12 protein-coding genes are annotated in these 14,245 nt (G+C 64.4%); 10 read left to right on the top strand and 2 right to left on the bottom strand.

The window, feature by feature from the left end:
• The first annotated feature begins 3 nt into the window (after positions 1 to 3).
• Positions 4 to 1,122 carry a class II histone deacetylase gene (locus tag OXH74_RS11935; protein WP_375741362.1) on the top strand — a complete coding sequence of 373 codons (1,119 nt, stop codon included), beginning with the start codon at positions 4 to 6 and terminating at the stop codon, positions 1,120 to 1,122.
• A 208-nt stretch (positions 1,123 to 1,330) separates the two neighbouring features.
• On the opposite strand, the gene hpaA is transcribed toward OXH74_RS11935, so the two are convergent.
• The gene (hpaA, locus tag OXH74_RS11930) at positions 1,331 to 2,248 is read right to left on the bottom strand and encodes a 4-hydroxyphenylacetate catabolism regulatory protein HpaA (RefSeq protein ID WP_375741361.1); all 918 of its coding nucleotides are present in this window, start codon (positions 2,246 to 2,248) and stop codon (positions 1,331 to 1,333) included.
• Between the two features lie 241 nt (positions 2,249 to 2,489).
• On the opposite strand from hpaA, the gene OXH74_RS11925 reads away from it, so the two are divergent.
• From OXH74_RS11925 to hpaI, 8 genes are all read left to right on the top strand, one after another.
• Positions 2,490 to 3,149 (top strand): fumarylacetoacetate hydrolase family protein, encoded by a 660-nt coding sequence (locus tag OXH74_RS11925; RefSeq protein WP_375741360.1) that lies wholly within the window; start codon positions 2,490 to 2,492, stop codon positions 3,147 to 3,149.
• A 10-nt stretch (positions 3,150 to 3,159) separates the two neighbouring features.
• Positions 3,160 to 3,930: a fumarylacetoacetate hydrolase family protein gene (locus OXH74_RS11920; protein ID WP_375741359.1), complete on the top strand. Its 771-nt coding sequence runs from the start codon at positions 3,160 to 3,162 to the stop codon at positions 3,928 to 3,930.
• A gap of 5 nt (positions 3,931 to 3,935) precedes the next feature.
• On the top strand, positions 3,936 to 5,396 hold the full coding sequence (hpaE, locus tag OXH74_RS11915; protein WP_375741603.1) for a 5-carboxymethyl-2-hydroxymuconate semialdehyde dehydrogenase: 1,461 nt from the start codon (positions 3,936 to 3,938) through the stop codon (positions 5,394 to 5,396).
• Positions 5,397 to 5,503: 107 nt separating this feature from the next.
• A complete protein-coding gene (gene hpaD, locus OXH74_RS11910) occupies positions 5,504 to 6,361 on the top strand; it encodes a 3,4-dihydroxyphenylacetate 2,3-dioxygenase (RefSeq protein ID WP_375741358.1) in 858 nt (285 codons plus the stop codon).
• A gap of 143 nt (positions 6,362 to 6,504) precedes the next feature.
• The gene (locus tag OXH74_RS11905; protein ID WP_375741357.1) at positions 6,505 to 6,897 is read left to right on the top strand and encodes a 5-carboxymethyl-2-hydroxymuconate Delta-isomerase; all 393 of its coding nucleotides are present in this window, start codon (positions 6,505 to 6,507) and stop codon (positions 6,895 to 6,897) included.
• Positions 6,898 to 6,944: 47 nt separating this feature from the next.
• Entirely contained in the window at positions 6,945 to 8,249 is a 1,305-nt protein-coding gene (locus tag OXH74_RS11900) for an MFS transporter (protein ID WP_375741356.1), read from the top strand.
• A 13-nt stretch (positions 8,250 to 8,262) separates the two neighbouring features.
• The gene (gene hpaH, locus OXH74_RS11895) at positions 8,263 to 9,066 is read left to right on the top strand and encodes a 2-oxo-hept-4-ene-1,7-dioate hydratase (RefSeq protein WP_375741355.1); all 804 of its coding nucleotides are present in this window, start codon (positions 8,263 to 8,265) and stop codon (positions 9,064 to 9,066) included.
• 105 nt (positions 9,067 to 9,171) lie between these two features.
• Complete coding sequence (gene hpaI, locus OXH74_RS11890) at positions 9,172 to 9,975, top strand: 4-hydroxy-2-oxoheptanedioate aldolase (protein WP_375741354.1); 804 nt, start codon at positions 9,172 to 9,174, stop codon at positions 9,973 to 9,975.
• A gap of 228 nt (positions 9,976 to 10,203) precedes the next feature.
• Here the strand turns inward: hpaI and OXH74_RS11885 are convergent, their stop codons facing one another.
• Positions 10,204 to 12,105 carry a sigma-54-dependent Fis family transcriptional regulator gene (locus OXH74_RS11885; protein WP_375741353.1) on the bottom strand — a complete coding sequence of 634 codons (1,902 nt, stop codon included), beginning with the start codon at positions 12,103 to 12,105 and terminating at the stop codon, positions 10,204 to 10,206.
• Positions 12,106 to 12,421: 316 nt separating this feature from the next.
• On the opposite strand from OXH74_RS11885, the gene OXH74_RS11880 reads away from it, so the two are divergent.
• Positions 12,422 to 13,942, top strand: coding sequence for an aldehyde dehydrogenase family protein (locus OXH74_RS11880; RefSeq protein WP_375741352.1), 1,521 nt, complete (start codon positions 12,422 to 12,424; stop codon positions 13,940 to 13,942).
• The last annotated feature ends 303 nt before the right edge of the window (positions 13,943 to 14,245 follow it).

The following is a 14,245-nucleotide window of genomic DNA, read 5'->3' as shown; positions in this document are numbered from 1 at the left end:
CATATGACCCGTCGTACCGCTTTCTTCTTCGATGAGCTCTCCCTCTGGCACAGCGCCAGCCAGCACGCACTGATCCTGCCGGTAGGCGGCTGGGTGCAGCCGCCGTCCGCCGCCGGACATGCCGAATCGCCCGAAACCAAGCGCCGCATGAAGAACCTGATGGACGTCTCCGGTCTCACCCGCCAACTGCACCTGCAGAGCGCTCCAGCCGCCAGCGAAGAAGACCTCCTGCGCGTCCACCCGGCGCATTACCTGGAGCGCTTCAAGGCCCTGAGCGATGCCGGCGGCGGTGAACTGGGGGATCATGCCCCCATAGGCCCCGGCAGCTACGAAATCGCCAAGCTCTCGGCCGGCCTGGCCATGGCGGCGGTGGACGCCGTGCTCAAGGGCGAAGCCGACAACGCCTACTCCCTGTCGCGTCCGCCGGGGCACCACTGCCTGGCCGACCAGGCCATGGGTTTCTGCTTCCTGGCCAACATTCCGATTGCCATCGAAGCCGCCAAGGCCCGCCACGGCCTGGGCAAGGTAGCGGTGATCGACTGGGACGTGCACCACGGCAACGGCACCCAGGCCATCTACTACAACCGCCCGGACGTGTTGACCATTTCCCTGCATCAGGACGGCTGCTTCCCGCCCGGTTACAGCGGTACCGAAGACCGCGGGGAGGATGCAGGCCTTGGTAGCAACCTCAACATCCCGCTGCTGCCCGGCAGCGGGCATGCCGCCTACCTGGAAGCGATGGAGCGTATCGTCATCCCGGCGCTGGAGCGCTTCGAGCCTGAACTGATCGTCGTTGCTTGCGGCTACGACGCCAACGGCGTGGACCCGCTGGCGCGCATGCTGCTGCACAGCGACAGCTTCCGCAGCATGACCCGCATGGTCCGCGAAACGGCCGAGCACCTGTGCCAGGGCCGCCTGGTGCTGGTCCACGAAGGCGGCTACGCCGAAGCCTATGTACCCTTCTGCGGCCTGGCGGTGATGGAGGAACTCTCCGACGTCCGCACGGAAGTTCAGGACCCATTGCGTGACTTCATCGACCTGCAACAGCCGTGTGAGGCACAGCGAAAACTGCAGGGTGAACTGATTCAACAGATGGCCAAAGGCTTCGGTCTGGCTGGGTGAGCGTGGCCCCCAGGATGGATTGAGCAACGCGATACCCACGACCCATTGCCGATGGCTATCGCTGCGCTCAACCCATCCTACAAACTTCAGTTTGGCCTGAGCCTGGCGTTTGTTGGGCTTTGCTCCGTTCAGCGCCAACCTGCCCGGTGGGTTTCGTCCCAAGGTTGGTGCTGAGGTTGTCGAAACCCAACGAATCAGCGCCAAACGCCTAACGCCAGGCCTCTTCCTTGTCCCCTGCCCGGCTCAGCCGGTACTCGCCCGGCGTCATTCCGGCATTGCGGGCGAAAAAGCGACTGAAGTAGGCCGGGTCCTTGAAACCGAGCAGATAGCAGATCTCGTTGGCCGAGCTGCCGGTGAACAGCAGCAGGCGCTTGGCTTCCTGCATCACCCGCTCATGGATCAGCCGCTTGGACGGCAAGTCAGCAATACGTCGGCAGATGTCGTTCAGCCGCGCCTCGGTGACACCCATCTGCCCGGCGTACTGGGCGAGCGACCAATGTTCGCGGTAATGGGCCTCGATCACGGCGTTGAAGCGGTGGAACACTTGCAAGTCCTCATGCCGCGCGGGCTGTGCCTTGAGCGAGCGGGCCGAGAGCCGCAGCAGGCTGATGAAGATCAGACGTGTCAGCGCCGACAGGCTGGCGTCCCGCCCCAGTCGATTGGCGCTGAACTCGCTGCGCAACTGGTCGAACAACATGTCCAGGCGCTGCACCTCCTCGTGGAACTCCTCACCCAGTTCGGCAAAGGCCACGCATACCGGAACGATCTGCGCACCATCGGCCAGGCCCGGCTCGGCCTCCAGCAGCGACCACACCAGCTGCTGGCGCACGGTCAGCACGTGGCCGTCGCTGTCCGGCTCGGTGACAAAAGCATGGGGGATGGTCGGCGGCGTCAGGAAGAACAGCGGCCCCTGCTGCCGGTACTGCTGCTCGTCGAGGTAGACCCGCACCGCTCCGCTTTTTACGTAGTGCACCTGGAAGAAACGGTCGTGCCGATGCACCGGCATGTTGCGGCCGAAGAAATCCGCCAGCTTGCCCAGGGCTTCGTAGTGCACTTCCGCATCAGCGTAACGCTGGTCGTAGACCTGGCCGATGTTGATGTTGGGAATGGGCTGGCGCTCTGACATGCGGCCTTCTCTCCACGGAATGCGGGGCTTGCGGCCGCTTCAGGTTATGCCGGCGGCGGCCCCGCGAGGTTCTTGTCGCACAGATTCGATGACGAATGGCAAAGCGGCAAGACTTGACGATCATTAACATGTTAAATATAACGTTAACACATTAACGAAACCTCGTTACGGGCGTGGCCAGGTCACCCTCCACTCCCGCTTTTTATTTCCCTGGCAACCCCGGGATGAACAGGAGAACACCATGAGCTGTGCCCTCGACACAGTCGCCACCGGCACCCTGTTCGGCATCGCGCTGAACTACCAGGGCCTGCTGGACAGCCGGCTGGCAGAGTTCCAGCAGCCGCCCTACCAGAAGCCGCCGGTCAAGCCGGTGCTGTTCATCAAGACGCCGAATACCCGCAACGGCCACGGCCAGCCGGTGGTTTATCCACAGGGCGTCGAACGCCTGCAGCCGGGCCCGGCCCTGGGCGTGGTGATCGGCCAGAGCGCCAGCCGCGTGCGCGCCGCCGACGCCCTGGCCCATGTGGCCGGCTATGTGATCGTCAACGAATTCAGCCTGCCGGAAGAGAGCTACTACCGCCCGGCGGTAAAGGCCAAATGCCGCGACGGCTTCTGCCCCATCGGCCCGGCACTGGTCCCCGCTGACCAGGTACAGAACCCGCACGCGCTGACTCTGAAGCTGTTCGTCAACGGCGAACTGCGCCAGGAGAACAGCACCGCCAACCTGGTGCGCGGCATCCCCCAGCTGATCGAGGAGATCAGCGAGTTCATGACCCTGCACGCAGGCGACGTGCTGATCACCGGCACGCCGGAAGGCCGCGTCGATGTGCAGCCGGGCGATCTCGTCGAAGTGGAAATCAGCGGCCTCGGCCGCCTCGCCAACACCGTGGTTGCGGAATAAGGAGCCCGAGATGAAACACGCACGCATCCGTTACCAGGGTGAAGTCCACGCCGTAACCGTGGAAGCAGACAACGCCGCCCGCCTCGCCGATGGCCGCCTGCTGACCGAAGACCAGATCGAGTGGCTGCCGCCCGCCACCGGCAGTATGTTCGCCCTGGGGCTGAACTACGCCGACCATGCCGCTGAGCTGGCTTTCAAGGCGCCCACCGAACCGCTCGCGTTCATCAAGTCGCCGGGCACCTACACCGGCCACAACCAGGTCACCTGGCGCCCGGACAACGTCGCCTACATGCACTACGAGTGCGAGTTGGTGGCGGTGATCGGCAAGCCGGCGCGCAACGTCAAGCGCGAGGACGCCCTCAAGTATCTCGCCGGCTACACGGTCTGCAACGACTACGCCATCCGCGATTTTCTCGAGAACTACTACCGGCCCAACCTGCGGGTGAAGAACCGCGACGCCACTACGCCGGTCGGCCCGTGGATCATCGACGCCAGCGATGTGGCCGACCCGTCGAAGCTGAAGCTGCGCACCTGGGTCAACGGCGAGCTGAAACAGGAAGGCACCACCGCCGACATGATCTTCGACATCCCCTACCTGATCGAATACTTCTCCAGCTTCATGACCCTGCAGCCGGGCGACATGATCGCCACCGGCACGCCGGAGGGCCTGGCCGATGTGGTGCCGGGCGATGAAGTGGTGGTGGAAGTGGAAGGCGTGGGTCGCCTGGTCAATCGAATCGTCAGCGAAGCCGAGTTCTTCGCCCGCAAGCAAGAGGCATGAGCAGCATGATCAAGCACTGGATCAACGGCCAGGAAGTCGAAAGCAAGGACGTCTTCGTCAATTACAACCCGGCCACCATGGAGCCTATCGGTGAAGTCGCCAGCGGTGGCGCCGAGGAAATCGCCGCCGCCGTGGCCGCCGCCAAGGAAGCCTTCCCCAAGTGGGCCAACACCCCGGCCAAGGACCGCGCGAAGCTGATGCGCAAGCTGGGTGAGCTGATCGATCAGAACGTGCCGCACCTGGCCGAACTGGAAACCTTGGACACCGGCCTGCCGATCCACCAGACGAAGAACGTGCTGATCCCGCGCGCCTCGCACAACTTCGAGTTCTTCGCCGAAGTCTGCACCCGCATGGACGGCCACAGCTACCCGGTGGACGACCAGATGCTCAACTACACCCTCTACCAGCCGGTGGGTGTCTGTGGCCTGGTGTCGCCGTGGAACGTGCCCTTCATGACCGCCACCTGGAAGACCGCGCCCTGCCTGGCGCTTGGCAACACCGCGGTACTGAAGATGAGTGAGCTGTCGCCGCTGACCGCCAACGAACTGGGCCGCCTGGCCCTGGAAGCCGGTATCCCGAAGGGCGTGCTGAATGTGGTGCAGGGCTATGGCGCCACCGCCGGCGATGCGCTGGTCCGTCACCCGGATGTGCGCGCCATCTCCTTCACCGGCGGCACTGCCACCGGTCGCAAGATCATGCAGACCGCCGGCCTGAAGAAATACTCCATGGAACTGGGCGGCAAGTCGCCGGTGCTGATCTTCGACGACGCCGACCTCGACCGCGCCCTGGACGCCGCGCTGTTCACCATCTTCTCGTTGAACGGCGAGCGCTGCACCGCCGGCAGCCGGATATTCATCCAGGAATCGGTGTACGACCAATTCGTCGCCGAATTCGCCGCCCGCGCCAAGCGCCTGATCGTCGGTGATCCGCAGGATCCGAAGACCCAGGTCGGCTCGATGATTACCCAGGCCCACTACGACAAGGTCACTGGCTACATCCGCATCGGCATCGAGGAAGGCGCCACCCTGCTGGCCGGTGGCCTGGAGCGCCCGGCCAACCTGCCGGCGCACCTGTCGCGCGGCCAGTTCATCCAGCCCACGGTATTTGCCGACGTCGACAACCGCATGCGCATCGCCCAGGAAGAAATCTTCGGCCCGGTGGTGTGCCTGATGAAGTTCAAGGATGAAGCCGAGGCCCTGCGTTTGGCCAACGACACCGAATACGGCCTGGCCTCCTACATCTGGACCCAGGACATCGGCAAGGCCCACCGCCTGGCCCGAGGCATCGAGGCCGGCATGGTCTTCATCAACAGCCAGAACGTGCGCGACCTGCGGCAGCCGTTCGGTGGCGTGAAGGGCTCGGGCACCGGCCGCGAAGGCGGCCAGTACAGCTTCGAGGTGTTCGCCGAGATCAAGAATGTGTGCATTTCCATGGGCAGCCACCACATCCCGCGTTGGGGCCTGTGAGATAACGACTATTAGATAACGGAGGGGCAAGTCCCCTCCCCTGTGCCGGCGTGCAACCGACCGAATAACAAGGCTCTCCACAGGGGAGCAGCATGAGGAGTACCGCCATGGGCGAAGTCGTCCTAGCCGCCAAGATCTGCCACGTTCCCTCGATGTACCTGTCCGAACTACCGGGCAAGCACCACGGCTGCCGCGAAGCCGCCATCGCCGGTCACAAGGAAATCGGCCGCCGTGCCCGCGAACTGGGCGCCGACACCGCCGTCGTGTTCGACGTGCACTGGCTGGTCAATAGCGCCTACCACATCAACTGTGGCGAGCACTTCAAGGGCGTCTACACCAGCAACGAGCTGCCACACTTCATCAAGGATATGGCCTACGACTACCAGGGCTGTCCCGAACTGGGCGCGCTGATCGCCGAAGAGGCCAATGCCGCCGACGTGCGTACCCTGGCCCACAACATCCCCAGCCTGGAACTGGAATACGGCACCTTGGTGCCCATGCGCTATATGCACATGGACGTGCCGGAAGAGCAGAAGCTCAAGGTCGTCTCCATCGCGGCCTGGTGCGCCTGGCACCGCCTGGAAGACAGCTTCACCTTCGGCGCCGCCGTGCGCCGGGCCATCGAGAAGAGCGACCGCAAAGTCCTGGTGCTGGCCTCTGGGTCGCTGTCGCACCGTTTCTCCGACGACCGCAAGGCTGAAGCCAACATCCACAATTGGACACGCGAGTTCGACAAGCAGGTGGACATGCGTGTAGTCGAGCTGTGGAAGCAGGGTCGCTTCAAGGAGTTCTGCGCCATGCTCCCGGACTACGCCCAGCACTGCTACGGCGAAGGCGGCATGCACGACACCGCGATGCTCCTCGGCCTGCTCGGTGGCGCCGACTACGACAAGCCCGTGGAAGTACTGACCGAGCCCTTCGGCAGCTCGGGCACCGGCCAGATCAACGCGATCTTCCCACTCTGACGGCGCAAGCGGCCTGATTGCCAGTAGCCCCGACTTCAGTCCGGGGACGAGGCCCAACGCCCGGACTGAAGTCCGGGCAATGTCCGAGCTACTGGAACGCGGAGGTCGGAAGCCGGCCTCCGCCAACCCATGAGGAACATGAAATGCCCCACTTCATCGCCGAATACACCGACAACATCGAGTCCGAGGCCGACTTGCCCGGCCTGTTCGAGAAGGTCCACGCCTGCCTGGGTGCCTCCGGCGTCTTTCCCCTGGGTGGCATCCGCAGTCGAGCCCAGCGCCTCGACACTTGGCGCATGGCCGATGGCAAGCACGACTACGCCTTCGTCCACATGACCCTGAAAGTCGGCGCCGGTCGCGACCTGGCCACCCGCAAGCAGATCGCCGACGAGCTGTTCGAGGTGATCACCGGCCACTTCGTCGAACTCCAGTCGCGCCGTCTGCTGGCCCTGTCCTTCGAAATGACCGAGCTGGATGCCGAGCTGAACTACAAGCACAACAACATCCACGCGTTTCTCCAAGGGCAGGCCGGCTGAAGGCCACCTCGTCCAACGTCATTGGCACCTTCAAAAAGTACAAGTCCATGAGCCAAGCGAACCCACTGCCACTGCCCGTCGCCACAGCCAACGACCTGACCTGCCGCCAGATCAGCTGGCGGCTGATGCCCCTGCTGCTGACCTGCTACCTCTTCGCCCACCTGGACCGCATCAACATCGGCTTCGCCAAGCTGCAGATGAGCGCCGACCTGCAGTTCAGCGACACCGTCTACGGTCTCGGCGCCGGGCTCTTCTTCATCGCCTACGCGTTGTTCGGCCTGCCCAGCAACCTGGCCCTGGAACGCATCGGCCCGCGCCGCTGGATCGCTTTCCTGATGGTCACCTGGGGGATGATGTCCACTAGCATGCTGCTGGTGGAGTCTGCCGGCGGTTTCTACACCCTGCGTTTCCTCCTCGGGGTGGCCGAGGCCGGTTTCTTCCCCGGCATCCTCGTCTACCTCAACCGCTGGTTCCCGGCCCAGCGCCGTGGCCAGGTCACTGCGCTGTTCGCCATCGCCGTGCCGATGGCTGGCGTGATCGGCGGCCCGCTGTCGGGCGGCATTCTCGACGGCTTCCACGACTTCATGGGGCTGCGCGGCTGGCAATGGATGTTCCTTATCGAAGGCCTGCCGGTTGTGCTGCTGGGCCTGCTGGTGTGGCGAACGCTGCCCGAGAGCTTCGAGCAGGTCTCCTGGCTCGATCCGCAACAGAAGGACAGCCTTCGCCAGCAGATGGCCGGCGAGGAACGCGGCAAAACCATCACCTCCTTCCGGGGCATCCTGCGCGACCGCCATGTCTGGCTACTGGTGGCGATCTATTTCGCGGTGATGCTGGCGGTCAACACCATCGCCTTCTGGATGCCCGCGCTGATCCACGGTGCCGGGGTCGCCCAGGACCGCAACGTTGGCCTGCTCAGCGCCATCCCCTACCTAGCCGGTTGCTTCTTCATGGTTGCCCTGGGGCGCTCCTCCGATCGCCTGCACGAACGCCGCTGGCACCTGTGCGCGCCGCTGCTGATGGCTGCCTGCGGCCTGGTCATCGCCGGTTTGCTGCCTGATCGCGTACTGCCGGTGATGGCCGGTCTTCTGATCGCCGGCATGGGCGCCAGCGCCGCGCTGCCGATGTTCTGGCAACTGCCGCCGGCCTTCCTCTCGCAGCGGGTACAGGCCGCAGGTATCGCCCTGGTCAGCTCCTTCGGCAGCATCGCCTCGTTCCTCGCGCCCTACCTGATCGGCTGGATGCGCGACACCACCCACAGCGCCAGCCTGGCCTTGTACGTGCTGGCCTTCCTCATCGCCCTCGGTGGATTGCTGGTGCTGCGCACCCCGGCCGCCCTGGTCAACCCACGTTAAGAGAGACTCCCCCATGCTCGACCAGACCCTCATCCGCCAGGCCGCCGCCCGCCTCGACGCCGCCGAGCGCTCTCGCGAGCAGGTGCGCCAGTTCTCCCTCGACTACCCAGAGATCACGATCGAGGATGCCTACGCCATCCAGCGCGCCTGGGTGCAACAGAAAATCAAGGACGGCCGCAAGCTGGTCGGCCACAAAATCGGCCTGACCTCCCGAGCCATGCAGGTGTCCTCCAATATCACCGAGCCGGACTACGGCGCACTGCTGGACGACATGCTGTTCGAGGAAGGCAGCGACATCCCCTTCGACCGCTTCATCGTGCCGCGCGTGGAAGTGGAGCTGGCCTTCATCCTCGGCAAACCGCTGCGCGGGCCGAACTGCACCGTCTTCGACGTACTGGAAGCCACCGAATGGGTGATCCCGGCGCTGGAGATCATCGACGCGCGCATCCACCAGATCGACCCGGACACCAAGGTCACCCGCAAAGTCTTCGACACCATCTCCGACAACGCCGCCAATGCCGGCGTGGTGATGGGCGGGCGCGCCGTGCGGCCGACCGAGATCGACTTGCGCCGCGTGCCAGCGATCCTCTACCGCAATGGCGTGATCGAGGAATCCGGCGTCTCCGCCGCCGTGCTCAACCATCCGGCCAAAGGTGTGGCCTGGCTGGCCAACAAGCTGGCGCCCTACGACGTTACCCTGGAAGCCGGGCAGATCATCCTCGGCGGCTCCTTCACCCGCCCGGTGGCGGCCAACCCCGGCGACACCTTCCACGTCGACTACGACCAGCTCGGCTCCATCGCCTGCCGGTTTGTCTGAGCCACGCACGCCCTTGTAGGAACGAGCTTGCTCGCGAAAGTCCCGAGCACGGAGCATTCGCCAGCAAGCTGGCTCCTACAGCTGGTGCCCTAACAAGGAGTGCCCATGAACCTGCCGATCAATACCTTCAAGCAACGCCTGCAATCCGGCCAGCCGCAGATCGGCCTCTGGCTCGGTCTGGCCGACGCCTACTGCGCCGAGTTGGCGGCCAACGCCGGCTTCGATTGGCTGCTGCTCGACGGCGAACACGCACCCAACGACCTGCACAGCCTGCTGGCCCAGTTGCAGGCCATCGCACCCTACCCATCCCAGCCGATCATCCGACCACCCATCGGTGATGCAGTACTGATCAAGCAACTGCTGGATATCGGCGCCCAGACCCTGCTGGTGCCGATGGTCGAGTCCGCCGAGCAAGCAGCAGAACTGGTGCGTGCCATGCGTTATCCGCCCAACGGCATTCGTGGCGTGGGCAGTGCCCTGGCCCGGGCCTCGCGCTGGAACAGCATCCCCGGCTATCTGGAGCATGCTGACGAGCAAATGTGCCTGCTGGTGCAGATCGAAAATCTCGACGGCCTGGCCAACCTCGACGTCATTGCGGCGATCGAAGGCGTGGATGGCGTGTTCATCGGACCGGCCGACCTCTCCGCCGCCATGGGCCATCGCGGCAACCCCGGCCACCCCGAAGTGCAGGCTGCTATCGAAGACGCGATCCTGCGCATCCAGAAAGCCGGTAAGGCCGCCGGCATCCTCTCCGCCGACCAGGCGCTGGCGCGCCGCTACATCGAACTGGGCGCGGCCTTCGTTGCGGTGGGGGTGGACACCACCATCCTGATGCGCGGTCTGCAGAGCCTGGCGGGTGCTTTCAAGGGAGCTTCCGCGCCTGTGATCGGAGCAGGTGGCGTGTACTGACAGGACAGGAGGGGATACGAAAGCTGGAGTCCCCCGGAAATCGGTTTTCGTATCGACCATGGATTGGTGCCCCTACGGGCCGCTTGGCGAATGAATTCGCCCCCACAAAGAGCGGCCTGCGGGCCTGCCCGGATAGCCTCCTCCCCCGCGTGCGGGAGAGGGCTGGGGAGAGGGCCGGTGGGCAGACCTGCGGTCCATATCGCGAAGAACTCGCTCCCCCCCCGGCCATTACCCCCGCGTCGCGATCGAGTGCTTGCGCAGCTTGCGATAGAGGGTGTTGCGGCTAATGCCGAGTTGCTCGGCCGTGCGGGTCATGTGCCAGCGCTGGCTGTCCAGGGCACTGAGCAAGGCGGTGCGCTCGGCGTCGTCCAGGGGGTTTGCCGGCGGTTCGACAGGAACGGCCGGAGGCGTGGCGCGGAGGATCTCGCGGGGCAGATCGGCGAGGTGGATCACGCCGTCCTCGCAGAGGGCCGCGAGGGTCCGCAGTACGTTGCGCAGTTGCCGCACGTTACCCGGCCAGTGGTAGTCCAGCAGTGCCTGGAGAGCCTCGTCGTCAAAGCGGACTCGCTGGCCGCGAGCTTCTTCGGCCAGCAGGTGTTGCAGCAGTTCGGGCTTGTCACTGCGCTCGCGCAGTGGCGGCAGGTTGAGTACCAGGCCGTTGAGGCGGTAGTAGAGGTCCTCGCGGAACGCGCCATCTTGCACGCACACCTCGAGCTCTCGGTGAGTGGCGCTGATGATGCGTACATCCACAGCCTGGGCCTCACCGCCGATGGGCACCACCTGACGCTCTTCCAGCACGCGCAGCAGACGGGTCTGCAGAGCCAGGGGCATATCGCCGATTTCGTCGAGGAACAGTGTGCCACCGTCGGCCTGCTGCAGCTTGCCGCGCATGCCTTCCTTGCGCGCGCCGGTGAAGCTGCCGCCGCGATAGCCGAACAGTTCGCTCTCGATCAGGGTTTCCGGGATCGCCGCACAGTTCAGCGCAACGAAAGGCTTTTCGGCGCGCGAACTGGCCAGGTGCAACGCACGGGCGAAAGCTTCCTTGCCGGAGCCGGTTTCGCCACTGATCAGCAGCGGCACATCGCGTTCATAGACGCGCAGGGCTCGGCGGAAGTCGGTCTGCAACGCGGCATCACCCAGGCAGATGCCAGAAAGTGCAGGCTTCGCCGGTGCCAACGGGACAGGCTTGGGCAGGCTGCGCGGCTGGCCGCGCAGTGCGGCGAACAGTGCACGGCCGTTGCGCGTACGCAGGGGCCAACTGGTGGCAGGCTGCGGCGTGGCCCGCCCAAGCAGTTCGTCCAGGCGGCAATCGAAGAAGGCTTCCACCGGTTCGCCAAGCAGACGCTCACGGGACGAGCCCAGCAGATTGATGGCGCTTTGGTTCACTGCGCGAATGCGGCCTCCGCCATCGAAGGCCACCAGCCCCTCGCTGAACAGGCCGACATATTCGGCTTGCAGGTGAAAGCGCAGCAGCCACTCGCCCTCGTAGCGACGCAGGAAGTAGCAGCTCTCGATCATCTTCGCCGAGAGGTTGACCAGGGCCATGGTGTGGAACTGGCTCTGGCGCGAGACGTCATGGCGTGCGGACGAGACATCGAGCACGGCGAGCAGGTCGCCCTGAGGATCGAACACCGGACTGGCGGAACAGGTCAGGCCGGTGTGGCGGCTGCGGAAATGTTCGTCCTGGTGGATGGTCAGCGCCTGGCGTTCGACCACACAGGTGCCGATGCCGTTGGTGCCTTCGCTGGCTTCACTCCAATCAGCGCCAAGCCAGAGGCCGGCGCGCTCGAAAGTCGGACGCTCCGCGCTGGCAGTGACGCAATTGAGGATGACCCCGCGTGAATCGGTCAGCAGCACGGCATGGCCGGCACCGGAGAGCTGCCGGTAGAGGTTGTTCATCTCGCCGTTGGCGATCTCCAGCACCTGCTGCAGCCGCTCGCGGCATTCGAGCATGCGCGCGTGCTCCAGCACCGTCGGCGCCATGGGGAGGGCCGGATCGAGGTGGTAGTCCTCCAGGCAACGCAGCCAGGAGCGAGCGATCGAGGGGTCGGCAGCAGGTCCGCTGGCCTGTGCCTTGCCCCCTGCCACGGTCAGCACTTGCTGCGCGTGACGGCTGAGAGGGTTCTGCATTGTTGTTCTTCTCCAGTGCGGACTTCCGGGAGGCAGCCCGGGCCTTGGCGAGGCACCCGCATCGCCGCAGCATCCTCCAGCGTAGGTTGCTTTGCAATGGCTGCTCGACCCATCGGTCATGAGCCGTGTCAGATACGTGACAAAGTGTCACTCACCCTTGTACCGGACCTGCCACATCCATCATCCGCACAGGCTTGAACACCAGCAAGTAACCCCTCTAAATCGGCATTTTCAGCACTCTGGCCCAGCCCTTGCTCTGAGTAGATAAACGCCAGCAAGCGTCCTCCCCAGTAGAACAAGAGCCAGGAGAAACACTATGCGTTACGCACAACCCGGTACCCCCGGCGCCATCGTTTCCTTCAAGTCTCGCTACGGCAACTACATCGGCGGCGAGTTTGTCGCGCCAGTCAAAGGCCAGTACTTCACCAATACCTCGCCGGTGAATGGCCAGCCCATTGCCGAATTCCCGCGCTCCACTGCCGAAGACATCGAGAAGGCCCTGGACGCCGCCCACGCCGCCGCCGATGCCTGGGGCCGCACCTCGGTCCAGGATCGCTCGAACATCCTGCTGAAGATCGCCGATCGCATCGAGCAGAATCTCGAAGTGCTGGCTGTCACTGAAACCTGGGATAACGGCAAGGCCGTGCGCGAAACCCTCAACGCCGACATCCCGCTGGCTGCCGACCATTTCCGCTACTTCGCCGGCTGCATCCGCGCCCAGGAAGGCGGTGCCGCCGAAATCAACGAAGGCACCGTGGCCTATCACATCCACGAGCCGCTGGGTGTGGTCGGACAGATCATCCCGTGGAACTTCCCACTGCTGATGGCCGCCTGGAAGCTGGCCCCGGCCCTGGCCGCCGGCAACTGCATCGTACTCAAGCCCGCAGAGCAGACCCCTCTGGGCATTGCGGTGCTGATGGAGCTGATCGGCGACCTGCTGCCGGCCGGCGTGCTCAACGTGGTGCAAGGCTTCGGCAAGGAAGCGGGTGAGGCCCTGGCCACCAGCAAGCGCATCGCCAAGATCGCCTTCACCGGCTCGACTCCGGTGGGCTCGCACATCCTCAAGTGCGCCGCCGAGAACATCATCCCGTCGACCGTGGAGCTGGGCGGCAAGAGCCCGAACATCTACTTCGAAGACATCATGCAGGCCGAGCCGGCCTTCATCGAAAAGGCCGCCGAAGGCCTGGTGCTGGCCTTCTTCAACCAGGGCGAGGTGTGCACCTGCCCGTCCCGCGCACTGGTGCAGGAGTCCATCTACCCGGCGTTCATGGCCGAGGTGATGAAGAAGGTCAAAGCGATCAAACGCGGCGACCCGCTGGACACCGAGACCATGGTTGGCGCCCAGGCTTCGCAGCAGCAGTTCGAGAAGATCCTCTCCTACCTCGAGATCGCTCAGCAGGAAGGCGCTGAAGTACTGACTGGTGGTGCCGTCGAGAAACTGGAAGGCGACCTGGCCACCGGCTACTACATCCAGCCGACCCTGCTCAAGGGCAACAACAAGATGCGCGTGTTCCAGGAGGAAATCTTCGGGCCGGTAGTGGGCGTCACCACCTTCAAGGATGAAGCCGAAGCCCTGGCGATTGCCAACGACACCGAGTTCGGCCTGGGCGCCGGTCTGTGGACGCGCGACATCAATCGCGCCTACCGCATGGGTCGCGCCATCAAGGCCGGCCGCGTCTGGACCAACTGCTATCACCTCTACCCGGCTCACGCCGCCTTCGGGGGTTACAAGAAATCCGGCGTCGGCCGTGAAACCCACAAGATGATGCTCGACCACTATCAGCAGACCAAGAACCTGCTGGTGAGCTACGACATCAATCCGCTGGGCTTCTTCTGATACCCGGTGGGTGATGAAAAACGCGGCTTCGGCCGCGTTTTTCATTGGACTCTGCGCCTGGGTAAAAACCCTGTAGGAGCCAGCTTGCTGGCGAATAGTGCGGTGATCTTCGCGCGCAAGAACTCGGCGTTCCCCTCGCTCCGACATACCCACTCGCTGGGCTGCTTTTGATACCTGGCTGGAAACCGCGCCAGGGGTGGTGCGGCTTGTGGCCTGCGGGGTGGGTGGTTGTCTTGTAGGAGCCAGCTTGCTGGCGAATACGAGGTTGCACTTCGCGAGCAAGCTCGCTCCTACAGAGTGGTC

The organism is Metapseudomonas boanensis, assembly GCF_042232855.1.
GTDB lineage: Bacteria > Pseudomonadota > Gammaproteobacteria > Pseudomonadales > Pseudomonadaceae > Metapseudomonas > Metapseudomonas boanensis.
Note: the sequence above shows the minus strand (reverse complement) of the source record. Positions and strands in the feature narration are given on the sequence as shown.